19 protein-coding genes are annotated in these 25,716 nt (G+C 57.5%); 17 read left to right on the top strand and 2 right to left on the bottom strand.

Going from position 1 to position 25,716, the window contains the following annotated elements; translation table 11 throughout:
• Positions 1–102: 102 nt before the first annotated feature.
• Positions 103–1,377 (bottom strand): citrate synthase, encoded by a 1,275-nt coding sequence (gene gltA / locus CFB02_RS06795; RefSeq protein ID WP_008174375.1) that lies wholly within the window; start codon positions 1,375–1,377, stop codon positions 103–105.
• A 478-nt stretch (positions 1,378–1,855) separates the two neighbouring features.
• Between gltA and sdhC the strand changes: the two genes are divergently transcribed.
• The 13 genes from sdhC to rluB all read left to right on the top strand — a co-directional run bounded on the left by sdhC (position 1,856) and on the right by rluB (position 16,956).
• Entirely contained in the window at positions 1,856–2,233 is a 378-nt protein-coding gene (sdhC, locus tag CFB02_RS06790; RefSeq protein ID WP_014576924.1) for a succinate dehydrogenase, cytochrome b556 subunit, read from the top strand.
• Positions 2,224–2,571: a succinate dehydrogenase, hydrophobic membrane anchor protein gene (gene sdhD / locus CFB02_RS06785; RefSeq protein WP_014576925.1), complete on the top strand. Its 348-nt coding sequence runs from the start codon at positions 2,224–2,226 to the stop codon at positions 2,569–2,571. Before sdhC ends, sdhD begins: the two co-directional genes overlap by 10 nt.
• A gap of 3 nt (positions 2,572–2,574) precedes the next feature.
• Positions 2,575–4,347, top strand: coding sequence for a succinate dehydrogenase flavoprotein subunit (gene sdhA / locus CFB02_RS06780; protein ID WP_088557415.1), 1,773 nt, complete (start codon positions 2,575–2,577; stop codon positions 4,345–4,347).
• 14 nt (positions 4,348–4,361) lie between these two features.
• Positions 4,362–5,066 carry a succinate dehydrogenase iron-sulfur subunit gene (locus tag CFB02_RS06775; protein ID WP_008174383.1) on the top strand — a complete coding sequence of 235 codons (705 nt, stop codon included), beginning with the start codon at positions 4,362–4,364 and terminating at the stop codon, positions 5,064–5,066.
• Between the two features lie 312 nt (positions 5,067–5,378).
• Positions 5,379–8,216, top strand: coding sequence for a 2-oxoglutarate dehydrogenase E1 component (locus tag CFB02_RS06770; protein ID WP_088557414.1), 2,838 nt, complete (start codon positions 5,379–5,381; stop codon positions 8,214–8,216).
• 25 nt (positions 8,217–8,241) lie between these two features.
• On the top strand, positions 8,242–9,471 hold the full coding sequence (odhB, locus tag CFB02_RS06765) for a 2-oxoglutarate dehydrogenase complex dihydrolipoyllysine-residue succinyltransferase (RefSeq protein WP_088557413.1): 1,230 nt from the start codon (positions 8,242–8,244) through the stop codon (positions 9,469–9,471).
• 35 nt (positions 9,472–9,506) lie between these two features.
• Complete coding sequence (lpdA, locus tag CFB02_RS06760) at positions 9,507–10,949, top strand: dihydrolipoyl dehydrogenase (RefSeq protein ID WP_008174390.1); 1,443 nt, start codon at positions 9,507–9,509, stop codon at positions 10,947–10,949.
• A gap of 36 nt (positions 10,950–10,985) precedes the next feature.
• Positions 10,986–12,152 carry an ADP-forming succinate--CoA ligase subunit beta gene (sucC, locus tag CFB02_RS06755; RefSeq protein ID WP_008174392.1) on the top strand — a complete coding sequence of 389 codons (1,167 nt, stop codon included), beginning with the start codon at positions 10,986–10,988 and terminating at the stop codon, positions 12,150–12,152.
• The gene (gene sucD, locus CFB02_RS06750; protein ID WP_008174394.1) at positions 12,152–13,024 is read left to right on the top strand and encodes a succinate--CoA ligase subunit alpha; all 873 of its coding nucleotides are present in this window, start codon (positions 12,152–12,154) and stop codon (positions 13,022–13,024) included. Before sucC ends, sucD begins: the two co-directional genes overlap by 1 nt.
• Positions 13,025–13,144: 120 nt before the next feature.
• Positions 13,145–14,359, top strand: coding sequence for a tryptophan--tRNA ligase (locus tag CFB02_RS06745; RefSeq protein ID WP_088557412.1), 1,215 nt, complete (start codon positions 13,145–13,147; stop codon positions 14,357–14,359).
• 59 nt (positions 14,360–14,418) lie between these two features.
• Positions 14,419–15,252, top strand: coding sequence for a segregation and condensation protein A (locus CFB02_RS06740; RefSeq protein ID WP_088557411.1), 834 nt, complete (start codon positions 14,419–14,421; stop codon positions 15,250–15,252).
• Between the two features lie 42 nt (positions 15,253–15,294).
• On the top strand, positions 15,295–15,933 hold the full coding sequence (scpB, locus tag CFB02_RS06735) for an SMC-Scp complex subunit ScpB (protein WP_008174401.1): 639 nt from the start codon (positions 15,295–15,297) through the stop codon (positions 15,931–15,933).
• 39 nt (positions 15,934–15,972) lie between these two features.
• Positions 15,973–16,956, top strand: a complete 984-nt coding sequence (rluB, locus tag CFB02_RS06730; RefSeq protein WP_088557410.1) for a 23S rRNA pseudouridine(2605) synthase RluB — start codon at positions 15,973–15,975, stop codon at positions 16,954–16,956.
• Positions 16,957–16,959: 3 nt separating this feature from the next.
• On the opposite strand, the gene CFB02_RS06725 is transcribed toward rluB, so the two are convergent.
• Positions 16,960–17,886, bottom strand: a complete 927-nt coding sequence (locus tag CFB02_RS06725; protein ID WP_088557409.1) for a GGDEF domain-containing protein — start codon at positions 17,884–17,886, stop codon at positions 16,960–16,962.
• 284 nt (positions 17,887–18,170) lie between these two features.
• On the opposite strand from CFB02_RS06725, the gene CFB02_RS06720 reads away from it, so the two are divergent.
• The 4 genes from CFB02_RS06720 to ligA all read left to right on the top strand — a co-directional run bounded on the left by CFB02_RS06720 (position 18,171) and on the right by ligA (position 25,596).
• Positions 18,171–18,854 (top strand): GntR family transcriptional regulator, encoded by a 684-nt coding sequence (locus CFB02_RS06720; RefSeq protein ID WP_088557408.1) that lies wholly within the window; start codon positions 18,171–18,173, stop codon positions 18,852–18,854.
• A gap of 1 nt (position 18,855) precedes the next feature.
• Positions 18,856–22,350 (top strand): chromosome segregation protein SMC, encoded by a 3,495-nt coding sequence (gene smc, locus CFB02_RS06715; protein WP_088557407.1) that lies wholly within the window; start codon positions 18,856–18,858, stop codon positions 22,348–22,350.
• 122 nt (positions 22,351–22,472) lie between these two features.
• Positions 22,473–23,486 carry a cell division protein ZipA gene (zipA, locus tag CFB02_RS06710; protein WP_088557406.1) on the top strand — a complete coding sequence of 338 codons (1,014 nt, stop codon included), beginning with the start codon at positions 22,473–22,475 and terminating at the stop codon, positions 23,484–23,486.
• A gap of 73 nt (positions 23,487–23,559) precedes the next feature.
• Entirely contained in the window at positions 23,560–25,596 is a 2,037-nt protein-coding gene (gene ligA / locus CFB02_RS06705; protein WP_088557405.1) for an NAD-dependent DNA ligase LigA, read from the top strand.
• Positions 25,597–25,716: the final 120 nt, after the last annotated feature.

Below are 25,716 nucleotides of genomic sequence, written 5' to 3'. Positions count from 1 at the left end.
ATGTTTTTATCGGGTTAACTTAGCACATTAGGGCAGGCCAGCACGCAATAAAAAAGGCCGCTGAATCAGCGGCCTTTGCGTGCTTTGCCCGGCAAGTCAGACTTATTTGGCCGGATAATCCCGGGAATCCGAGCCGGTGTAGAGCTGACGCGGACGGCCGATGCGATAGTCGCCGCTTACCATTTCGTTCCAGTGCGAGAACCAGCCAATGGTACGCGACAGAGCGAAGATAACGGTGAACATCGACGTCGGGATTCCGATTGCCTTGAGGATCAGGCCGGAATAGAAATCCACGTTGGGGTAGAGCTTGCGCTTGACGAAGTATTCGTCTTCCAGCGCGATCTTCTCGAGACGCTGGGCGATCTTCAGCAGCGGGTCGTTTTCTAGGCCCAGCTCGGTCAGCACCTCGTGGGCAGTTTCAGCCATTACTTTGGCGCGCGGGTCGAAATTCTTGTATACCCGGTGGCCGAAGCCCATCAGGCGGAACGGATCGTCTTTGTCCTTAGCCTTGGCAATGAATTTCTCGATGTTGGATTCGTCGCCGATTTCGGCCAGCATGTCCAGAACCGCTTCGTTGGCGCCGCCGTGAGCGGGTCCCCACAGGGCCGCGATGCCGGAGGCAATGCAGGCATAGGGGTTGGCGCCGGTAGAGCCGGCCAGGCGCACCGTAGACGTTGAGGCGTTCTGTTCATGATCCGCGTGCAGGATGAAAATCTTGTCCATGGCCTTGGCCAGGATCGGGTTCGGCTTGTACTCCTCGCAAGGAACGCCAAACATCATCTGCAGGAAGTTCTCCGAGTACGAGAGGTCATTACGCGGATAAATGAAAGGCTGTCCAATGGCATACTTGTAACACCAGGCGGCAATGGTCGGCATTTTTGCAATCAGGCGATGCGCGGTAATTTCCCGCTGCTCCTGGCTGGCAACGTCCATTTCGCCGTGGTAGAAGGCAGACAGAGCGCCGACCACACCACACATGATCGCCATCGGGTGTGCGTCACGACGGAAACCCTGGAAGAAGTTCCGCATCTGGTCGTGCAGCATGGTGTGGTTTTTGATGGTGTCGTGGAACTTCTGGTTTTCCTCGGCGCTCGGGAGTTCGCCGTGAAGGAGGAGGTAGCAGACTTCAAGGTAGTCAGAATGTTCGGCCAGCTGCTCAATCGGGTAGCCGCGGTGCAGGAGAACGCCGTTTGCTCCGTCGATGTAGGTAATGGCCGATTCGCAGGCTGCTGTGGATACAAATCCGGGATCGTATGTGAAAACGCCTTCCTGGACTAGGCCTCGTACGTCGATAACGTCAGGGCCGACGGTGCCTGAATAAACCGGTAGCTCAATGGACTTGTCCCCCACCGAGAGCGTGGCTTTCCTGTCGGTCATGGTGCTCTCCTATTTATCAGCTTTGACAGCTTTATCTACAGTTATAGATGCGCTAGAAGGCGCGTATTATCGCAAAACTGGCGGCAAAATATAGGGCGTTGGCTTTTTTTGTCAATGGAAGAGTCGGGAAAACCCATAATTTGACATTGGCTGTAAATCAGGGATATCCCGAATGACAACGGATTCGGGCAGGAAAAGGATTTGTCAATCCTCCTTATCGCTGGCTTAACCCCCTGAAATACGCGGCCTGAGCGACGTTGCACGTTTGTAATTGGTTAGGGTACTCCTTATAATCCCTAGCCCGGAATCGGGGATAAACCTTTTATGGCAGCTTTCTAGACAGGCAGTTGTGGAAAAGGTTTCTTCTCTTCCAAGCCAATCGTATGCCGGTTTCGTAGCGGCATGCCGATCCTTACATACCAACCATCCGCACCCGGTTTTCCGGTCCCGCGGAACTAAGAGAGAGTGTGAGAGCGCTGTGAATAGCAAACGACCAGTAAATCTCGATCTCGGCAAGTTTCATTTTCCGCTGCCAGCCATTACGTCCATATTGCACCGCATCAGCGGCATCATCCTGTTTGTTGCTGTTGCGTTCATGCTTTACGGGCTCCAGCTTTCCCTGTCCGGGGAAGAGGGCTTCAGTCGCGTGAGTGAACTGCTGGACAGCTTCCTTGCCAAGCTGATTACCTGGGGCATCTTGTCTGCTCTGTTGTACCACCTGGTTGCAGGCATCAAGCACCTGTTCATGGACATGGGCATTGGTGAAGAGCTGGAAAGCGGCCGCCTGGCATCAAAGATCACGGTTGCGGTTTCCGTCATTCTCATCCTTTTGGCAGGAGTTTGGGTATGGGCATGAACAGTGTCACGAATATCGGTCGTAACGGAATTCAGGATTGGATCATCCAGCGCGTTTCGGCCTACGTATTAGCCCTGTACACGCTGTTTTTACTCGGCTTTTTCATCTCCACCGACGTCGACTATCAAACCTGGTCTGCTCTGTTCGATCAGGCATGGGTGAAGATATTCACGCTTCTGGCTTTGTTGTCGATTGCGGGGCATGCATGGGTCGGGTTGTGGACAGTTACAACGGATTACATGAAATCCGCTGGACAACGGTTGCTGGCCCAGGCAGTGGTTATCCTCGGTGTTTTTGTGTACGTCGTCTGGGGTATTCAAATTATTTGGGGGCTTTAATCGATGGCTAATATCAAGACCATGTCCTTTGACGCAATTGTTATCGGTGGCGGCGGTTCCGGCATGCGTGCCGCGCTTCAGCTGACCGAATCCGGCGTCAATACCGCGTGTATCACCAAGGTTTTTCCCACGCGGTCTCATACGGTCTCTGCGCAGGGCGGTATCACCTGTGCGATTGCCAGTGCTGATCCGAACGACGACTGGCGCTGGCACATGTATGACACAGTAAAAGGCTCGGACTACATTGCCGACCAGGATGCCGTCGAGTACATGTGTTCTGTAGGCCCTCAGGCGGTGTTCGAGCTTGAGCACATGGGTCTTCCTTTCTCTCGTACCGAGCAGGGTCGCATCTATCAGCGTCCTTTCGGTGGCCAGTCCAAGGGCCCGGACAATCCGACTCAGGCAGCACGTACGTGTGCAGCTGCCGACCGTACCGGTCACGCGCTTCTGCATACCCTGTATCAGGCCAACATCAAGGGCGGCACCACGTTCCTGAACGAGTGGTACGCGGTCGATCTCGTCAAGAACAGCAAGGACGAAGTCGTTGGTGTGGTCGCCATCGAGGTTGAGACCGGCGAAGTTGCTTACATCAAGTGCAAGGCAACCGTACTGGCTACCGGTGGCGCGGGTCGTATCTACGCCTCCACAACGAACGCCCTGATCAACACGGGTGATGGTATCGGCATGGCGCTGCGCGCCGGTTTCCCGATGCAGGATATGGAAATGTGGCAGTTCCACCCGACCGGTATCTACGGTGCCGGCACCCTGGTAACCGAAGGTTGCCGAGGCGAGGGTGGTTATCTGATCAACGCCGAGGGTGAGCGTTTCATGGAGCGCTATGCGCCGAACGCGAAAGACCTGGCAGGCCGGGACGTAGTTGCCCGCGCCATGGTTATCGAGATCCTGGAAGGTCGTGGCTGTGGTCCCGACAAGGATCACGTGCTGCTGAAGCTTGATCATCTGGGCGAAGAAACCCTGAATCTGCGCTTGCCGGGCATCTGTGAGCTGTCCCGCACCTTTGCACACGTTGATCCGGTGAAAGAGCCGATCCCGGTTGTTCCGACCTGTCACTACATGATGGGCGGTATTCCGACCAACGTTGGTGGTCAGGCGCTGACCCAGGACGAAAACGGCAAGGACAAGCCGATCCCCGGACTGTTCGCCTGTGGTGAAGCAGCCTGTGTATCGGTACACGGTGCCAACCGTCTGGGTGGTAACTCTCTGCTGGATCTGGTGGTCTTCGGTCGCGCAGCGGGTCTGCACATCGAGGAGCAGCTTCGTGGCGGCTTTGAGGTCGACGGTGCCAGCGAAGACGACATCAAGCGCGCGATGGCGCGGCTTGACCGCCTGAACAACGCCTCCGAAGGCGAGAGTGTTGCGGAAGTTCGGAAAGATCTTCAGAACTGTATGCAGTTGTACTTCGGTGTATTCCGTGACGGCAAGAGCATGGAAGAGGGGCTCAAGAAACTGGAAGCCATTGGTGAGCGTGTTCGCAACACCAAGCTGGCTGATACCAGTAACGCCTTCAACACTGCTCGTATCGAGGCGCTCGAGCTGGACAACCTCTATGAGGTTGCCCTGTCCACAGCGATTTCCGCGTTCGAGCGCAAGGAAAGCCGTGGTGCCCACGCCAGGAACGATTTCACCGAGCGTGATGACGAGAACTGGCTCAAGCACTCTATGTACTTCCCGCTGGAAAAGCGAGTGGGCAAGCGTGATGTGAACTTTGCACCGAAGACGGTGGACAAGTTCGAGCCGAAGGTCCGGACTTACTAAGGGGGACTCCGAAAATGTTAGTAAGCCTTTATCGTTATAACCCGGAGACCGACAACGCGCCTTATATGCAGGACGTGGATGTCGAAATTCCGGAAGGCAAGGATCTCATGGTTCTTGACGTGCTGAACCTGGTCAAGGAGCGGGATCCTTCAATGGCCTATCGCCGTTCCTGTCGGGAGGGCGTTTGCGGCTCCGACGGCATGAACATGAATGGCAAGAACGGCCTGGCCTGTATCACGCCGGTTTCCCAGGTGGTGAAGGGCGATAAGCTGGTTCTGCGGCCGCTGCCGGGCCTGCCGGTTATTCGTGATCTGGTTGTAGACATGAGTCTTTTCTATAAGCAGTACGAAAAGGTCATGCCGTACCTGATTAACGACAAGCCTGCGCCTGCGATCGAGCGGCTGCAGTCTCCGGAAGACCGCCAGAAGCTGGACGGCCTGTACGAGTGTATTCTCTGTGCCTGCTGCTCCACGTCCTGCCCGTCATTCTGGTGGAACCCTGACAAGTTTATCGGTCCTGCCGGCCTGCTTCAGGCCTACCGTTTCCTGGCTGACAGCCGGGATACAGCCCAGGAGGAGCGACTTGCCAACCTTGATGACCCGTTCAGCGTGTTCCGTTGCCGGGGCATCATGAACTGTGTAAGTGTCTGCCCGAAAGGCCTGAACCCCACAAGGGCTATCGGCCACATTCGGAATCTTCTGCTGCAAAGGGCTACTTAAGCAGCAGGATTTGCGACAGACGCTATACTGTTCTGATCAGGTTAGTACCCGGAAGGCCTCGCAAGTTTGCGGGGCCTTCAACCAAAGGCTTATAGTCAAAGGTCTTATCCGGGTGCACACTACGCAAGCTGTGGCGGGAACTTATAAAGTTTTCTCCCTGTTTTGCTGAGTATAAAAACCACCGGGGAATGGAAAACATCCATGTCGGGTGTGGTGGCCAAAGTCGATCCCGTAAAAACCCGTATTGACTGAGAAATACCCCTGGCCGACCATATCGGGCTCCCCGCACCAGCCCAAGGTGAGCTATTCAAGATGCACGAAAGCATAATGGAGCAGTTATGGCAGACTTCCCACCTCCAGGGTGGAAATCTCGCCTATGTTGAACAGCTTTTTGAAACCTACCTGACAGACCCCAACGCCGTTCCCGAAGAGTGGCGCAGCTATTTCGACAAGCTTCCCAGTGTCGATGGCTACAAGGGCCGTGACATTGTCCACTCTTCCATCCGCGAACAGTTTGAACACATTTCCCGCAATCAGCGCTTTCTTGCCAGCGGCGGCGTTCCCGCCAGCGCCACGTCTGATGCGGACAGAAAGCAGATTCGTGTTCTCCAGCTGATCAACGCCTATCGCTTCCGCGGTCATCAGGAAGCTAAGCTGGACCCGCTCGGTGTATGGCAGCGTCCCCGGGTCGAAGACCTCGATCCCGAATTTCATGAGCTATCCGACTCTGACAGGGATCTCGAATTCCAGACCGGCTCCCTGAACCTTGGCTCCGAGACCATGAAGCTCGGGGACATAGTCGACGGTCTGCGCCAGACCTATTGCGAGAGCATCGGTGCCGAATACATGCACGTGGTGGATACCCGCATCAAGCGTTGGTTCCAGCAGCGCATGGAGCCTGTCCGTTCACGTCCGGCATACGAAGACAACACCCGTAAGCATATCCTTGAGCGCCTGACGGCCGCCGAGGGCCTCGAAAAGTACCTGGGGTCCCGCTACCCGGGCGTGAAGCGCTTCGGCCTTGAGGGTGGCGAGAGTCTGATCCCTTGTCTGGACGAGCTGATTCAGCGTGCCGGCTCCTATGGCGCCAAGGAAATAGTCCTGGGTATGGCTCACCGTGGGCGCCTCAACGTCCTGATTAACACCTTGGGCAAGAACCCGCGGGAGCTTTTTGACGAATTCGAGGGCAAGAAGCTTGCAGATTCTGGCTCTGGTGACGTTAAGTACCATCAGGGCTTCTCATCCAATGTGATGACGCCAGGTGGCGAAGTTCACCTGGCAATGGCGTTTAACCCGTCGCACCTTGAAATCGTTTCTCCGGTTGTTGAGGGGTCTGTCCGGGCTCGTCAAACCCGCCGTAACGATAATGAGGGCACCAAGGTCGTTCCGATTATCATGCACGGCGACGCGGCGTTTGCCGGCCAGGGCGTGGTGATGGAAACCTTCCAGATGTCCCAGACCCGCGGTTTCGGCGTTGGCGGTACCATTCATATCGTGATCAACAACCAGGTTGGTTTCACCACCAGCAAGCAGGAAGATGCGCGGTCCACGGAATACTGTACCGACGTTGCCAAGATGATCCAGGCGCCGATTCTGCATGTGAATGCGGATGACCCTGAAGCGGTCATGTTTGTGACACAGATGGCCATGGATTACCGCAACGAATTCAAGAACGACGTCGTGATCGACCTGGTCTGCTATCGTCGTCGCGGTCACAACGAAGCGGACGAGCCGGCAGCGACCCAGCCGGTCATGTACGAGAAAATCCGCAAGCTGAAGACCACCCGCAACCTGTACGTGGATCAATTGGTGGAAGCCGGTGTTATTACCGAGGAAGAAGCCAAGCAGATGGAGAACGACTACCGTGACGCCCTGGACAATGGCGAGCACGTGGTCAAATCCCTGGTCAAGGAGCCCAACAAAGAGCTCTACGTTGACTGGACTCCTTACCTCGGCCACGAGTGGACAGCCAAGTGCAAGTCCAGCGTTGCGCTGAAGACTATCCAGAAGCTGGGCAAGAAACTGACCTCGGTCCCTGAAGGTTTCAGTATCCAGCGTCAGGTCTCCAAGATTGTTTCCGACCGCGAAAAAATGACCGCCGGCGCCCTGCCTATCAACTGGGGCTACGGTGAAGTCATGGCGTACGCGACGCTGTTGGACGAAGGTCACCCAATCCGCCTTACGGGGCAGGATATTGGCCGTGGCACGTTCTCTCACCGCCATGCGGTCCTTCACAATCAGAAAGACGGCTCAACCCATATTGCTCTGGCGGAATTGTCGGAAGATCAGCCTAAATTCGAAATTTACGACTCGCTGCTGTCGGAAGAAGCCGTAATGGCGTTCGAGTACGGCTACGCCACTACCGCGCCGGATGGGCTTGTGGTTTGGGAAGCGCAGTTCGGCGATTTTGCCAACGGTGCCCAGGTCGTAATCGACCAGTTCCTGACCAGTGGTGAGCACAAGTGGGGACGCCTTTGCGGTCTGACCCTGCTGCTGCCCCATGGTTACGAAGGGCAGGGGCCAGAGCACAGCTCGGCGCGCCTCGAGCGTTTTCTGCAACTCAGTGCAGAGCATAATATCCAGGTTTGCGTGCCGACCACGCCTTCCCAGGTATTCCACATGCTGCGTCGCCAGGTTAAGCGCCCGTTGCGCAAACCGTTGGTTGCGATTACGCCCAAGAGCCTGCTGCGGCATAAGGAAGCGACGTCTGATCTTGATGATCTGACCAGCGGTACCTTCAAGACAGTGCTGCCCGAGAAAGAGCCGTCCGATCCGAAGAAAGTCACCCGTCTGATCCTGTGCTCAGGCAAGGTGTATTTCGATCTGCTTGAGAAGAAGAAGTCGGACGAGCGTGATGACGTGGCCATTGTCCGGATCGAACAGCTGTATCCTTTCCCCGGAGACGATCTTGACGAGCTCTTGAGCGAGTACTCCAAGCTCAAGCACGTTGTCTGGTGTCAGGAAGAGCCGATGAACCAGGGGGCGTGGTATTGCAGCCAGCATCACATGCGTAATGCGCTGCATCGCAAGAACCCCAAGCTGTACCTTCAATATGCCGGTCGTGACGCTTCGGCTGCTCCTGCCTGTGGCCATATGTCGGTCCACATTGAAGAGCAGAAGAAACTTGTTAACGACGCGTTTGAAATTTGACGAGCTACCGAACTAAGGATCTGTAATGTCAACTGAGATTAAAGCCCCCGTTTTCCCGGAGTCGGTCGCGGAAGGTACTGTCGCGACCTGGCACAAGCAGCCGGGTGAAGCCTGCTCCCGTGACGAGCTGATTGTCGATATCGAGACCGACAAGGTTGTTCTTGAGGTTGTTGCGCCGGCGGACGGCGTGATTGAGGAAATTATCAAGAACGAAGGCGATACCGTTGAAAGTGGTGAGGTAGTCGGCAAGTTCAAGGAAGGCGCCAAGGGCGAATCCAAGCCTGCCGAGGGTAAGACAGAAGAGAGCAAGGAAGAGGCTCCGAAGGAAGAAGCCAAGAGCGAGGCGTCTTCCGGCGAAGCCATCCTGAGCCCGGCGGCCCGAAAGCTGGCTGAGGAAAATAACGTCGATCCGAACAGCATCAAGGGTACCGGCAAAGATGGCCGCGTAACCAAGGAAGACGTTCAGAACCACGTAGACAGTGCCAAGTCCTCCGGCGGTGCTGCCGCACCTCAGCCTGCGGCTGGTATGCCGGAAGTCAACGTTAGCCAGGGCGAACGTCCCGAGAAGCGCGTACCGATGACCCGCCTGCGTGCGAGCATTGCCAAGCGACTGGTTAATGCCCAGCAGAGCGCAGCCATGCTGACCACCTTTAACGAGGTGAACATGGGCCCGATCATGGAGATGCGCAAGCAGTACCAGGACAGCTTTGTGAAGCGTCACGGTATCAAGCTTGGTTTCATGTCGTTCTTCACCAAGGCCGCCACCGAAGCCCTGAAGCGCTTCCCGGCGGTGAACGCGTCCATCGATGGTAACGACATGGTGTATCACGGTTACCAGGACATCGGCGTGGCGGTTTCCACCGATCGCGGCCTCGTGGTTCCGGTTCTGCGTGATTCCGACGCCATGGGTCTGGCCGACATCGAGAAGAAGATCGTCGAGTACGGCACCAAGGCAAAAGATGGCAAACTGGCCATTGAAGATATGACCGGCGGTACCTTCACAATTACCAACGGCGGTATCTTCGGTTCGCTGATTTCCACACCGATCCTGAACCCGCCCCAGACAGCCATCCTGGGCATGCACAAGATTCAGGAGCGTCCGATGGCCGTGAACGGCAAGGTGGAAATTCAGCCGATGATGTACCTGGCGCTTTCTTACGACCACAGGATGATTGATGGTAAGGAAGCGGTGCAGTTCCTCGTTGCCATCAAGGAAATGCTTGAAGACCCGGCACGTATTCTGCTGGACGTCTGAGCCGACATTTAACGAATCGGAAACGGGATAAAAGTATGTCTGATAAGTACGACGTCATTGTCATTGGTGCAGGCCCCGGGGGCTACGTAGCTGCCATCAAAGCGGCACAGCTGGGTCTCAAGACCGCGTGTGTCGAGTCCTGGACTTCAGAAGACGGTAAGGCACAGGTGCTGGGCGGTACCTGCCTGAACGTTGGTTGCATCCCCTCCAAGGCGCTGCTGGAAATTTCCCACAAGTTTGAGGAATCCAGCCACGATTTCGAGATGCAGGGCATCATCGCCAAGGATGTCAAAATGGACATCGGCAAGATGATGGAGCGCAAGAGCGGCATCGTTAAGCAGCTGACCGGCGGTATCGCAGGCCTGTTCAAGTCTAACGGCGTGACTTCCATCCATGGCCACGGCAAACTGCTGGCCAACCGCAAGGTGGAAGTAACCGACAAGGACGGCAAGTCGAAGACCTACGAAGCCGAAAACATCATTCTGGCCACCGGTTCCAAGCCGATCCAGATTCCGCCCGCGCCTTTCGACGGCGAATACATCGTGGATTCCGAGGGTGCCCTCGAGTTCACCGAGGTGCCGAAGCGTCTGGGTGTGATTGGTGCCGGCGTTATCGGCCTGGAGCTCGGCAGTGTCTGGGCCCGCCTGGGCGCGGAAGTCACCGTTCTGGAAGCCCAAGACACCTTCCTGCCGGCCGTTGACCAGCAGGTAGCAAAAGATGCCCTGAAACAGTTCCAGAAGCAGGGACTGAACATCGTCATGGGTGCACGTATGACTGGCGCGGAAGTAAAGCGCAAGCTGGTGAACGTGAACTACGAGGATTCCAAGGGCAAGCACGAAGCCAAGTTCGACAAGCTGATCGTGGCTGTTGGTCGTCGACCCTACACCGACAACCTGTTGTCGGAAGACTCCGGCGTCCAGATGGATGAGCGCGGCTTCATCTTTGTTGATGACAACTGTAAAACCGAAGCCCCGGGTGTCTGGGCGATCGGTGACGTGGTTCGTGGACCCATGCTGGCCCACAAGGCGTCTGAAGAAGGCATCATGGTTGCGGAGCGTATCGCCGGGCACAAGCCTCAGGTGAACTACGACTGCATCCCGAACGTTGTCTACACCTTCCCGGAAGTTGCCTGGGTTGGCAAAACCGAAGAGCAGATGAAGGCAGAAGGTGAAGAGTACAACGTAGGTACCTTCCCGTTTGCGGCCAACGGTCGTGCAATGGCTGCAAACTCGGCGTCCGGTCTGGTCAAGATCATTGCTGACGCAAAAACTGACCGCATTGTCGGTTTCCATGTAGTTGGTCCCCAGGCCTCTGAAATCGTTGCCCAGGGCGTAATCGCCATGGAATTCGGTTCCAGCGCCGAAGATCTGGCCCTGACCTGTTTTGCACATCCGACTCTGTCCGAGTCCGTGCATGAAGCAGCTCTGGCCGTCGGTGGTGGCGCGATCCACATCGCCAACCGCCGCAAGAAGAAGTAACGCAAACCAGGAATTTTTTAATTCGGGACATTGACTATGAATTTGCATGAATATCAGGGCAAACAGCTTTTCGCTGAATATGGCCTGCCAGTATCCAAGGGCATTGCCTGTGATACTCCGAAGGAAGCTGTAGACGCAGCTGGTGAAATCGGCGGTGATGCATGGGTTGTGAAAGCCCAGGTTCACGCAGGTGGCCGTGGTAAGGCTGGCGGCGTAAAGCTGGTCAAGAGCAAAGAAGAGATCCGTGAGTTTGCCGAGAAGTGGCTGGGCCAGAACCTGGTAACCTACCAGACAGATGAAAACGGCCAGCCGGTGAGCAAGATCCTGGTTGAATCCCTCACCGACATCGACCAGGAGCTCTACCTGGGCGCGGTTGTTGACCGTGGCACTCGCCGCATCGTGTTCATGGCCTCCACCGAAGGTGGTGTTGAGATCGAGAAGGTTGCCGAAGAAACGCCCGAGAAGATCCTGAAAGCCGAAATCGACCCGCTGGTTGGCGCTCAGCCGTACCAGGGCCGCGAGCTTGCGTTCAAGCTGGGCCTGGAAGGCAAGCAGATCGGCCAGTTCACCAAGATCTTCGTTGGTCTGGCCAAGCTGTTCGAAGAGTGCGATCTGGCACTGGTAGAGATCAACCCGCTGGTTATTACCCCCGCTGGTGATCTGCACTGCCTGGACGCCAAAGTCGGCGTCGACGGCAACGCACTGTACCGTCAGAAGAAGATCCACGAGATGCACGATCCCTCCCAGGAAGATTCCCGGGAAGCGGAAGCGGCCAAGTGGGAGCTCAACTACGTAGCCCTGGAAGGCAACATCGGCTGCATGGTCAACGGTGCCGGCCTGGCCATGGGTACCATGGACATCATCAAGCTGTCCGGCGGCCAGCCTGCCAACTTCCTGGACGTTGGCGGCGGTGCAACCAAGGAGCGTGTTTCCGAGGCATTCAAGATCATCCTGTCTGACTCCAATGTGAAGGCGGTTCTGGTCAACATTTTCGGTGGTATCGTTCGCTGCGACATGATTGCAGAGGGCATCATAGGTGCCGTGAAGGAAGTCGGCGTCAAGGTTCCTGTTGTGGTTCGCCTTGAAGGCAACAACGCGGAGAAGGGTACTCAGGTACTCGCCGAGAGCGGTCTGAACATCATTGCCGCTACCAGTCTGTCGAATGCGGCAGAGCAAGTTGTTAAAGCCGCAGGGGGTAAATAATGAGCATCCTGATTAACAAAGACACCAAGGTTATCTGTCAGGGCTTTACCGGCGCACAGGGCACCTTCCACTCAGAGCAGGCGATTGCCTACGGCACCAAGATGGTTGGTGGCGTCAGCCCCGGCAAGGGCGGTACCGAGCATCTGGGTCTGCCGGTGTTCAACACCGTGCGTGACGCCGTTGAAGCAACCGGCGCTGAAGCGACCGTTATCTACGTGCCTGCGCCGTTCTGTAAGGACGCCATCATCGAAGCGGCGGATGCCGGCATTCAGCTGATCGTATGTATCACTGAAGGTATCCCGACTATCGATATGCTGTACGCCAAAGAATACGTGGATCGCAAAGGCGTTCGCATGATTGGTCCGAACTGCCCGGGTGTTATCACTCCGGACGAGTGCAAGATCGGCATCATGCCTGGCCACATCCACAAGAAGGGCAAGGTTGGCATCGTGTCCCGTTCAGGCACCCTGACTTACGAAGCGGTCAAGCAGACAACCGACTTCGGCTACGGTCAGTCCACCTGTATCGGTATCGGTGGTGACCCGATCCCGGGCTCCAACTTCATCGACATTCTGGCCCTGCTCGAGAAAGATCCCGAGACAGAAGCCATTGTGATGATTGGCGAGATCGGCGGTACCGCCGAGGAAGAAGCTGCGGCCTACATCAAGCAGAACGTCTCCAAGCCGGTGGTTTCCTACATCGCCGGTGTTACTGCGCCTCCGGGCAAGCGTATGGGCCATGCGGGCGCCATCATCTCCGGTGGCAAGGGTACTGCGGACGATAAGTTTGCTGCCCTGGAAGACGCTGGTGTTCGCACCGTACGCAGTCTGGCCGAGATCGGTCAGGCCCTGAAGGAAGTCACTGGCTGGTAAGCTGGCCTTCTTTCAGTAAAAACCCCCGTTTCTGCCCTGCAGAGCGGGGGTTTTTTATTTATAATGCCGGGTCGCCTGAACTATGATGGCGGTTCCAACACCAAATAAGGAGTTCGTGCTTTGAGTTCTGTAGATTCCCAGCAAAGGGTTTTGTCCGGCATGCGTCCGACCGGCAAGCTTCACCTTGGCCACTACCACGGTGTGCTGAAAAACTGGGTTAAACTCCAGCATGAATTCGAATGCTTTTTCTTTGTGGCGGACTGGCACGCGCTCACCACCAACTACGATGACCCCTCCGGCATTGAACAAAGCGTCTGGGATATGGTCATTGATTGGCTGGCGGCCGGCGTGAACCCGGGCTCGTCCACGATGTTTATCCAGTCGCAGGTGCCCGAGCACGCCGAACTGCATCTCCTGCTCTCGATGATCACGCCCCTCGGGTGGCTGGAACGCGTGCCGACGTTCAAGGATCAGCAGGAGAAGCTGCGGGAGAAGGATCTGGCGACCTACGGGTTCCTCGGTTACCCGCTGCTTCAGAGTGCAGATATTCTGGTTTACCGGGCAGGAAAAGTGCCTGTTGGTGCGGATCAGGTTTCCCATGTCGAAATCACCCGGGAAATCGCGCGCCGGTTCAACCACATCTATGGTCGCGAGCCAGGGTTTGAAGACCAGGCCGAAGGTGCCATCGTGAAGATGGGCAAGAAAAACGCCAAGCTCTATCGCAATCTCAAGAGGCGTTACCAGGAAGAGGGCGATATGGACGCCCTGGAAACGGCCCGTGCTCTGCTGAAAGAGCAACAGAATATCTCCCTGGGCGATCGTGAGCGTCTTTACGGTTACATTGAAGGCGGCGGCAAGGTGATTTTGCCGGAGCCCCAACCGCTGCTGACGCCGGAATCCAAGTTGCCAGGGCTGGATGGGCAGAAAATGTCCAAGTCCTACGACAACTATATCGGTCTCCGGGAAGAGCCGGACAGCGTTGCCCAGAAGGTTCGCACCATGCAGACCGATCCCCAGCGGGTCCGTCGAACCGACCCGGGAGAACCCGAGAAGTGCCCGGTGTGGGGAATGCACAAGATCTATTCCGATGCTGACACTCAGGAGTGGGTGCAGACCGGTTGTCGCAGTGCGGGCATTGGTTGCCTGGATTGCAAGAAGCCGTTGATTGACGCGATTGTCGAGGAGCAGCGTCCGCTCCACGAACGCGCGAGGGAGTATGAGGGCAATCCGGATCTGGTTCATTCCATTCTCCAGGAAGGTCGCGAGCACGCCCGCGATGCCGCCCGCGACACCCTGGAGGAAGTCCGGGCCGCCATGGGGCTTCATTACCGCTGAATCCGCAGGCGTCGGTGCCGCCTGCATACAGCCAGTGCGCCGACCCGGAGTGAAAGGTTATGACTGAAGAATCCACCGATCAGGCCTCCCCCGAAGCCCAGGACGCTGCACCGGAGCAGTCGCCCCTGGCGCGGGTGTCCGGCAAGCCGGTGGTGGATCTCCCCAAGGACCTGTACATCCCGCCGGACGCCCTTGCCGTCTTCCTTGAGGCGTTCGAAGGGCCGCTGGATCTTCTGCTGTATCTCATCCGTCGCCAGAACATGAACATTCTGGACATCGACGTCAGCGAAATTACCCGGCAATACATGGATTATATCGGTGCCGTGGAGGCCATGCGGTTCGAGCTGGCTGCGGAATACCTGGTGATGGCCGCCACATTGGCGGAGATCAAATCGAGGATGCTGTTGCCTCGACAGGAAAGCGACGATGAGGAAGAGGTTGATCCCCGGGCCGAACTGATTCGCCGGCTTCAGCAATACGAGCGGTTCAAGCAGGCTGCTGAGGACATTGATGAATTACCGCGCCTGGAGCGCGATACCTTTGCCGCCTCCGCCGCGCTGCCGAAGATGCCCTCCAGTCAGCCCCATCCGGATGTAGACTTGCGGGAAATGCTGTTGGCTCTGCAAGGCGTTCTTCAGCGGGCAGACCTGTTTACCAGTCACCATGTTGAACGGGAAAGGCTTTCGACCCGGGAGCGCATGTCCGCAATCCTGTCGGTGCTTCAGGATGATCATTTTGTGACATTCGAAAGCCTGTTTACGATTGAAGAGGGTCGGCTCGGCGTCGTGGTGACCTTCCTGGCCACACTTGAGCTGGTCAAAGAGCAGCTGATCGAGGTTGTCCAGGCCGAGGTCCTGGGCCCGATTCATGTTCGAGCCAGGGCAGCCAGCTAGGGCCTCCCAACGTTCAAAGCACGGAAATACGGATCAGACACCATGAACGAAGAACACCTGCTGAGAATACAGGCGATTGCCGAAGCGGCTCTGCTGGCTGCGGGCAAACCCTTGTCTCTCGACCAGCTCCGGGACCTGTTCAGTGAAGAGGAGCGCCCCGCACGCCAGGTGATGGAGCATGTCATGGTACTTCTGGAAGCGGCTTGCGAAGGGCGCGGTTTTGAATTGAAGAAGGTTGCCAGCGGCTACCGTATTCAGGTACGCGAAGAATTCGCCCCCTGGGTAGGGCGTTTGTTTGAGGAAAAGCCCCAGCGCTATTCCCGGGCGTTGCTTGAAACCCTGGCATTGATCGCCTATCGGCAGCCCATCACCCGGGGTGAAATCGAGGATATTCGGGGTGTTACGGTAAGCAGCAATATCATTCGCACCCTGCTTGAGCGAGAGTGGGTTCGCGTCGTTGGGCATCGGGATGTTCCCGGCCGTCCGGCCATGTATGCGACTACGAAACAGTTTCTGGACTACTTTAACCTCACGGGCCTGGATCAGATGCCGCCCCTGAATGAAGTCCGCGATCTAGAAGAGATCGGCCGGGAAATTGAAAAGAACATGCAGGCGGAGATCGAGTTTGAATCAACGACTGCCGAGAACGACGACGAATCTTCGAGCCAGACACTTCACTGACGCCATTCGGGTGTCAGTCAGATACTAAGGATTGATTTCATGGCGGCAGAACGCCCCAACAAACCAGCCAGACCAGCCAAGGACAACGCGAGCCAGGGTGGGCCAGAGCGTATTCAGAAATTGCTCGCCCGCGCGGGCATCGGTTCGCGCCGGGAAATTGAAGGCTGTATGGAAGCCGGCCGCCTGCTGGTCAACGGGCAACCTGTGGCGCCTGGGCAAAAAGCGACGGTTGAGGATCGCTTCGAACTCGACGGCAAGCGATTGGAAGTGTCCGGTGCGGCGGAAGTGATGCGCCGGGTACTGATCTATAACAAGCCGGAAGGTGAGGTTACCACTCGAAAGGATCCTGAGGGGCGGCCGACGGTGTTTGATCGTTTGCCACGTCTGAAGGAGCACCGGTGGATTTCCATTGGACGGCTGGATATTAATACCACGGGTCTGGTGCTTTTCACCACAGATGGAGAGTTGGCGAATCGCCTGATGCACCCGTCCAACCAGATTGATCGGGAATACGCGGTGCGGATCTTCGGGGAAGTCGATGACGCGATGATCGAACGCCTGCGTCAGGGCGTTCTCCTGGAAGATGGCATGGCCAAGTTCACCGATATCTCTCCGGCCGGCGGTAGCGGTATAAATCGGTGGTTCCATGTGACCTTGCTGGAAGGGCGCAATCGGGAAGTGCGTCGTCTTTGGGAATCCCAGGGTGTTCGCGTCAGTCGGCTGAAACGCGTGCGCTACGGGCCGATCTTCCTGCCGAGCAGGCTGACCGTGGGAAAATGGGAAGAGCTGGATCAGCGGGCAGTAGACACCCTGAGTCGCACGGTGGGTCTCGAAGCAGTTGAGATTCCGCAGAAAACGCCAAATGAGAAAGCGGCCCACGACCGCCAGAGGCGGAAAAGCCCTGGTCGCTCCGGCAAGAAAACCCCTGGCAACAAGTGGGCTGTCAGCGACACCAAGCCCGCCAAACCGGCCGGGCGTGCTCCCAGGCCAGAGAGAGCCCGAAGCAAGACGCCCCGGGGCTGATCGTTACGAAATGGTGGCAAACACCCGGGTGCAGTTACGGCCCTGGTGTTTGGCACGATAGAGTGCCTCGTCCGCCCTTGCCAGCCAGGCCTGGGGCGCCTCCTTGGGCAGAAAGGTGGCAACGCCACAACTCGTTGTGACCTTCAGTTCCTTCTCTCCGCCATCAACCCGGATAGCGGCGATCGCTTCGCGAACTCGCTCTGCTACATCCCTTGCATCATGCTCCGAGGTATGCGGGAGCAGGATAGCAAACTCCTCGCCGCCAAAGCGGTAGACAGAATCGGATGTGCGGATTGCCTTCTCGATTTCGGATGCTGCCATTTGCAGGAGATGGTCGCCAACCACATGGCCGTGAGTGTCGTTGACCGTCTTGAAGTGATCCAGATCGCAGAGGACGAGCGAGTAGGGCTCGCCGTGGCGCTCCGATAACAGGCTGGAGCGCTGCAGAGCGTCGTCCAGGGCGCGTTTGTTGGGTATGCCGGTCAAGGAATCTGTCAGGGATGCCTGTTCAATGGCCACGTACTGACAGGCGTTGCGAATCGGGCAGATCGCCGCACTCAGAACCATCTCGACGCCTTCCAGCTCCTGTTCCGAGAACCTCTGCCGACGTTGAAGTACCAGAGTCCCATAATTGACACCTTCAAGGCTCAGCCGGTACTCGCAGCGGTGTGGCCCCCCCATGCCTGTGGCATAGACGAAATCCTGTTTACCGATCCGGTGCCGGTAGTTGAGCGCACTGAAAGGAACAATGGCGACCAGCTCTTCGGCCAGGATCGCCAGCTGCTGTTCCAGCGACAGGGTGGTGGACAGCCGGCGTGTTAGCCTGGTGAGTACATCCGGCGTGTTGTTCCAGTCCTGATGTGCCTGACGCAGCGCAGCCAGTTTCTGGGGCTGGGAAGGAGACTGATGGATCGACGGTATGTTTTTCACTACGGTTCACTCTGTCGCAGAAGTTTACAGTGCTTTGCGTCTGCAAAGCAGAAACCGTGCCCAGTCATAAAAAACGAACAAAAACAGCGAGTAACGAGGCTAAAATCACTTGGTTTCTGATTTTTCGGCTGTCGTTTCTAATTTGCCGTCAAAAAACCGGCAGTGATTTGCCGCGATGTTCCTGAGCTGTGCAAAATGTCAGACAAGGGGTGGGGCTATAGATTCCCTGTGGTAAACTTCTGCGTTTGAAATCGTGCCGTCTTCAGGAATGAGTGACCAACTTTATGAGGTTTCAGGCCCCGGAAAGTCTGTCTGAACAAATTGCCCAGCATCTGGGGCAGCGAATCATCACGCGAGATCTCAAGCCCGGCGAACGCATTCAGGAATTGAAGGTGTCGGGAGAACTGAATGTCAGCCGTGGTTCCGTTCGGGAAGCCCTGCTCATTCTGGAACGCCGCCATCTGATCGAGATTTTCCCCCGGCGGGGTGCCGTGGTCTCCAGCCTGACGCCAGAAAGCGTTAACAGCCTTTACGACATTTATATCGACCTCCTCTGCATGCTGGGGCGCAAGGTACTTGAGCGCTGGTCCGGCAGGGAGCTTGGCGGTGTCATGGGCCAGGTCCGTGAATTGCAGGCAGTCATTGATGCCCTGAACGCCACCAGCGCCGACGCCGCCGAGCAGGTTATTGATGCGGGTTTCGGGGTTATGCGTTACGCCTACGGCCTGGTCGAGAACCCGTTTCTGGAAGAAACCCTCGAGAATTTCCGACCGGCCATCAGCCGCACCTATTTCGTGGCGCTGGAGCACTTCCGGGAAGAAGTCGGTGAAACTGCCACCTTCTTTCGGCAGCTGGCGGACGCCGCCGTCAACGACGACACTGAGCGGCTGCAAGCCGTTATCCAGGCCTTTGGGGAGCACCAGCGGCAGCAGGTGTTGACGATCCTCCGGCAGGAAGCGAGCGCCTGATATGCGGCTGAAGTCCATCAAACTGTCCGGCTTCAAATCGTTCGTAGATCCCACCACGGTTCCGTTCCCCTCCAACATGACGGCCGTGGTCGGCCCCAATGGGTGCGGCAAGTCCAACATCATCGATGCGGTGCGTTGGGTCATGGGGGAGAGCTCCGCCAAGTACCTGCGCGGCGAATCCATGACAGACGTTATCTTCAACGGTTCCAGTGCAAGAAAGCCTGTGGGACAGGCCTCCATCGAACTGGTGTTTGATAACAGCGATGGTTCCGCGCCTGGTGAATTCGTGAAATTCAACGAAATCTCCGTTCGCCGCCGCGTTTCCCGGGAAGGGCAGTCCGAGTATTTCCTGAATAGCTCCAAGTGCCGGCGTCGCGACATTACCGACCTGTTCCTCGGCACCGGTCTCGGCCCGCGGAGCTATGCCATTATCGAACAGGGCATGATTTCCCGGCTGATTGAGGCAAAACCGGAAGAGCTTCGAATCTATATTGAAGAAGCGGCCGGCATTTCAAAATACAAGGAGCGGCGCCGGGAAACGGAGAACCGTATCCGTCGGACCCAGGAAAACCTGGAGCGTCTGACCGATTTGAGGGAAGAGCTGGGCCGCCAACTGCAACACCTGGAGCGTCAGGCAGCCGCAGCCGAAAAGTACAAGGCCTACAAGCAGGAAGAGCGCCAGAAAAAAGCCGAACTGACTGTGCTTCGCTGGCAATCCCTCGACAATGACTTGCAAGCCTGGCGAGGCAAGATCCGGGATACCGAGCTCGAGCTCGAGAAATACCTCACCGAGCGAGTCAGCCTGGAGACCTCCCTGGAATCCCTGCGCGACAATCACCAGGAACGGACCGAGCATTTCAACCGGGCACAGGCACGCTACTACGAAGCCGGGGCCGATATCGCCCGCATTGAGCAGAGCCTCGAACACCAGCGTGAACGCAGCCGGCAAATGGCGGCGGAGCTGGACCAGGCCATGGCGAACCAGAGAGAACTGGCCCGCGAGCTGGAGCAGGATGAGGACAAGCTTGCGGGAATCCAGGAAGAACTCGACATGATCGAGCCGGAGCAGGAAGCGCTGGCAATACGCTCCGAGGAGTCTGGTGAGAAGTTGCAGCAGGCCGAAGACGCCATGAGCGACTGGCAGCACCAGTGGGAAGACTTCAGTGCCCGTTCGTCGGATGCGCGGCGTCAGGCAGAGCTGGCCCAGTCCAGAATCCGCTCGCTTGAGGATGCCATTGAGCAACTGCTGGCCCGCCAGCGTAAGCTTCAGGACGAACAGGAATTGCTGGAAGGTCAGATGGACCGCGCCGAGCTTGAAGAACTGCTGGAACAGCAGGAAACCCTGGAGCTGAAGCGCGAAGAGGCGGCCGAACGGATTGCATCCGTTCAGGACGAGCTCTACGAAGCCCGGCAGCAACAGCGTGATGCCGAGCAGGCGCTCTCTGAAGAACGCCAACGGGTCCAGAGCCTTCGTGCGTCCCTGGAGTCCCAGCAATCCCTTCTGGATGAGCAGATGGGGGCCGGGGATGATGTTCTGCAATCCTGGCTGTCACAGAACGCCCTCAGCGATATGCCCCGGGTGGCCAGTCAGCTTCAGATTACCGATGGCTGGGAGTTTGCTGTCGAACAGGTTATCGGGCGTTTTACCCAGGGCCTCTGCCTTCCCGATATTGGTCAGCTCTCATCCGCCATGAAAGAAGCGCCAAAGGGATTGGCGCTGGTGGAGGCAGAAGCCACAGACGGCAGTGAGCGTTCCGGGTTGGCGGCGAAGGTATCCGGCGTGCCGGGAATTGCCTCGCTGCTTCGCGGCATCGATACCGTAGAAACCGTCTCCGACGCCATGGGTATGCGATCGGGGCTTCGGGACGGTCAAAGCCTGATGACACCCCAGGGAGTCTGGATATCCCGGGAGTGGGTCCTGATGCCGGACTCTGACGCCGGCCAGGTCGGGGTGATTGAGCGGCAGAAGAAAGTGACCGAACTGACGGCGCAACTGGCCGAGGCGGAGGAGGCGCTGCAGGCGGCTACCGAACGTCTGGAAGAGCTTCAGGAGCGGGCAGAACGCTCGGAAGCAGCCCGGGATGAGGCCCAGACCCGTCTTAGCGAAGCAGACCGTGAACTGAGCGCCTTGGCGTCCAGGGTCAGCGGCCTGCGAGCACGTGCCGAGCAGATTGATGCCCGCCTGCAGCGAATCCGGGATGATATCCAGGACGTGTCCGAAAACCTCGAGGGCCAGAAAGAGAGTCTTCAGGATGCCCGGGAAGACTGGCAACTGGCGCTGGCTTCCACCGAAGACAGCGATGAAGAGAAAGAGCGGTTGCTGGAGCAGCGCGATACCTTGCGCGAAAGCCTGGACCGGCTTCGCCAGGAGGCCCGGCACGACCGTGACCACGCGCATCAGCTGCAGCTTCAGCTGCAGACCCTGCACAGTCAACGTGACGGCCTAAGGCAGACGATTGATCGGATGCAGTTGCAGAAAGAGCGTATCGACGAGCGCCTGGAGATTCTGAGGGAGTCCCGGGAAAGCGCCGAAGAGCCCATCGAAGACCTGCAGATGCAGCTCGAAGGGCTGCTGGACCGGCGATTGGCGGAAGAGGAAAAGCTGGGCGCTGCTCGCGACGCGCTGGAAGAGATTGATCGGGAAGTGCGGGAAAAGGAACAGGGCAGAAGCGGAACCGATCATCGCATTCAGGAAGTCCGGTCCCGACTCGAAAAACTGAAAATGGAGTCCCAGGCCCTGGAAATCCGTTCCGGGAACCATGTCGATCAGCTCAAGGAGCTGGACGTAAAGCTTCAGGATATCCTCGCCCAGTTGTCCGAGGGTGCGAATGAAAAAGACTGGGCAGACGAACTGGAGCGAATCGGCAACCGAATTCAGCGCCTGGGCGCGATTAACCTGGCGGCCATCGAGGAATATCAGGTTCAGAGTGAGCGCAAGACCTACCTGGATTCCCAGCATGAAGACCTGATGGAAGCCCTGGAAACACTGGACAACGCCATACGGAAAATAGACCGGGAAACCCGGCAGCGTTTCAAGGAAACCTTTGACCAGGTGAACGGTGGTCTGCAGGCTCTGTTTCCCAAAGTGTTCGGGGGCGGGAACGCCTACCTGGAGCTTACCGGTGAAGATCTTCTGGAAACCGGCGTTGCAATCATGGCGCGGCCGCCGGGCAAGAAGAACAGCACCATTCACCTGCTGTCAGGCGGCGAAAAGGCCCTCACGGCAATCGCACTGGTGTTTTCGATTTTCCAGCTCAACCCGGCACCCTTCTGTATGCTGGACGAGGTGGATGCGCCGCTGGATGATGCCAACGTGGGTCGCTATGCCAACATGGTCAAGGAAATGTCCAAGCAGGTTCAGTTCATCTACATTACCCACAACAAGATTGCCATGGAGATGGCGGATCAGTTGATGGGCGTAACCATGCATGAACCGGGGTGTTCGCGCCTGGTGTCGGTCGATGTCGACGAGGCAGCGGCTCTCGCAGAGGCTTGAGGCTGTTCAGAATTCAGGCGACCATGACAATAACGCCATCTGGCCCGGGTGTGCGTTGTATTCATTACGGGCTTTTCTTAGAGTAGCAACGTTACGGGATCTGCAAACAGGACAGCAGCACTATGTCACTTAGGGAATGGTTAATTGCCATCGGTACCCTGGTTATTATCGGCATTGTCATTGATGGCGTGCGCCGCATGCGGCGTGCCCGGAAGGAATCCATGGCAATCTCATCGGGCATGGGCGCCGATGAGCTCGAGGATTCGCCACTCGATGACGAGTACAACCCGGAGTTGCCGAACGGCGGCGCACGAACCATCTCCCGCGACACACTTGAAGAGCGTGGCTATGTAAAGCGTGAAAAGCCCAGCCGATTTGGTTCTCCGAAACCCAAACCGACCCGCCCGGTAACAGCTGCTGCCAGGGAAGAGCATCGGGAGTCACCAGAACCGGATCTGCATCCGGGGCCGGAAAGCGAACCGGCTGCCGGGTATCATGATGAACCTGTTGAGTCGGATCCCGATTTCGGGTTGTCCAGTCATGAGCCTGAAGAAAGCGAGCTCGAATCAGGTTGGGGGGCCATCGAAGATGAGGTGGAAGCAGTCCCGCCTACGGTGACAACCGAAGTAGAGGAAGATACGGCACGGCGTGAACCTTCCCGAGCGGTCAGTGGTCAGCCGCTGGCAGGTGCGAATCGCCCTGAGGCCCGGGAAGTGATTGTGATCAATGTTCTTGCCAAGAGCGGTGAAGATTTCAAGGGGGTTGCCCTGAAGAAGTTGTTCGAAGCCTGTGGTCTAGAGCATGGTGACATGGACATTTATCATCGACACGAGGAGTCCGATACCACCAGCCCGGTCCAGTTCAGTGTTGCCAATGCCGTGGAACCCGGCACGTTCAAGCCGGGCGATATGCCGACCCTGGCCACGCCCGGTATCAGTTTTTTCATGAGTATGCCCGGGCCCACCAATGCGCTGCAGGCGTTTGACTTCATGCTTGAGACAGCCCAGGCCGTGGTTCGTAACCTTGGTGGCGAGCTGAAGGATGAGCGCCGGAGTGTGATGACCCCTCAAACAATCGAGCACTGCCGTCAGAGGATTCGGGAGTTCGAGCGCAAGCAACGTTCCCAGCGAGTCTGAAACCAGGCGGTAAAAGACGGCCAGATGCCCGGTTTGTTCCGGGCATTTTTTTGAGAGACGAGAGTGCCAGTCCATGAGCAAAGCCACGCCCGACATCATTCAGCATGTTGAAGAACTCCGTTCGGCGATTGATGACCATAACTACCGCTATTACGTGCTGGATGACCCGCGTGTTCCAGATGCGGAATACGACCGGCTGTTCCGGGAATTGCAGGCCCTGGAAACCGATTATCCGGAGTTGGCTTCGGACACGTCGCCCACGCGGCGGGTTGGCAGCGCCGCGGAAACCAGCTTTGAGGAGGTAGTGCACAGGCTGCCCATGCTGTCGCTGGACAATGCTTTCAGCGAGGACGAACTTCGTGACTTTGACCGGCGGGTAAAAGATCGGCTCGGTATCACTGAGGACGTGGAGTATGTCTGTGAACCGAAGCTGGACGGGCTGGCGGTGAGCCTGCACTACGAGAATGGCGCCCTGACTACCGCCGCCACCCGGGGGGATGGCTATTCCGGGGAGGACATAACCGCCAATATCCGAACCATTCCCTCGGTGCCGCTCAAGCTCCGTGGCGACGACGTGCCCGATCTGGTGGAGGTCCGCGGCGAAGTCTACATGCCAAAGGACGGTTTCGAGCAGCTTAATCGGCGCCTGGCGGAGCGTGGCGAGAAGACCTTCGTTAATCCACGTAATGCGGCGGCCGGCAGCCTCCGGCAGAAAAAGTCGACGGTAACGGCCAGGCGCCCTCTCGAAATGTGTGCCTACAGCGTTGCGGTAACCGACGAAAGCCTCTTGCCGGATACCCAGTGGGAGGGGCTCAAGAGAGTCCAGAGCTGGGGTTTCCGTATTAATCCCGAGATGAGCAAGGCCAGGGGCGCGGAGGAATGCCTCGAAGCCTACAGCGAGCTGATGGGCAAACGGGACGGTCTCCCCTACGAAATCGACGGTATCGTCTTCAAGGTGAACCGGCTTGATCAGCAAAAGGCCCTTGGTTTTGTATCCCGGGCCCCTCGTTGGGCGATTGCCCAGAAGTTTCCGGCTCAGGAGGAACTCACGGTTATCGAGGACGTGGAATTCCAGGTCGGTCGTACTGGCGCGGTTACCCCGGTTGCCAGGTTAAAACCCGTGTTTGTGGGCGGTGTGACGGTAAGCAACGCCACCCTCCATAACATGGACGAAATTCGCCGCCTGGATGTCCATATCGGCGATACCGTTTTCATTCGCCGCGCCGGTGATGTGATACCACAGGTCGTCAAAGTGGTGGCCGAAAAACGCCCCTCAGGCGCCCGGGAAGTAGAATTGCCCCGACAGTGCCCGGTGTGTGATTCGGATGTTATCCAGATCGAAGGCGAAGCCGTTGCCCGCTGCTCCGGCGGCCTGTTCTGCCCCGCGCAGCGAAAGGAAGCCATTCGCCACTACGCCTCCCGCAAAGCCCTCGATATTGAAGGCCTGGGAGACAAGTGGATAGACATCATGGTGGATCAGGGCATGGTGGAAACCGTTGCCGATCTGTATCGCCTGACTACCGACGACCTGGTGAAGCTTGAGCGAATGGGAGAAAAGTCGGCGGCCAATCTGGTGGCTGCCATTGATCGGGCCAGAAACCCCGTGCTCTGGCGGTTCCTGTATGCCCTTGGTATCCGGGAGGTGGGGGAGGCCACCGCTAAAGCCCTGGCGGGCCACTTCGGAACTCTGGAGGCCATTGCTGCAGCGGATGAAGAGAGCCTTCAGACGGTTCCGGATGTCGGGCCGATCGTTGCGGGCCATATCCGTAGCTTTTTCGAGCAGACCCACAATCGCGAAACCCTGGATGCCCTGCGTGAAGCGGGTGTGACGTGGCAGGAAGAGGAAGTCCGTGAGGGAGAGAAGCCTCTGAAAGGCCAGACCTGGGTGCTGACCGGTACGCTTGCCGGAATGACACGGGACGAAGCCAAAGAGAAGCTGGAATCCCTCGGAGCCAAGGTGGCCGGCAGCGTTTCCAAAAAGACGGCCTGCGTTGTAGCTGGCGAGGCCGCCGGTTCCAAGTTGGCCAAGGCTGAACAGTTAGAGGTACCTGTTCTTGATGAAGCCGGGCTGGTGGCGTTGCTGGAAGAGCACGGCCTGGGCGCGGGCTAACCGAATCTGAGAACTCGCGCAGATCCCCTGTGTATCAAATTGGCTACCATGGCGTTGTTCTGTAACGGTGTGTAAACCGCCCGGTGTTCATGTTTCATCCGGGCGGTCGCTGCCATAACA

The sequence above is a fragment of the Marinobacter sp. es.042 genome (assembly GCF_900188315.1).
Lineage (GTDB): Bacteria > Pseudomonadota > Gammaproteobacteria > Pseudomonadales > Oleiphilaceae > Marinobacter.
This window is presented reverse-complemented; position numbering and strand designations above follow the sequence as displayed.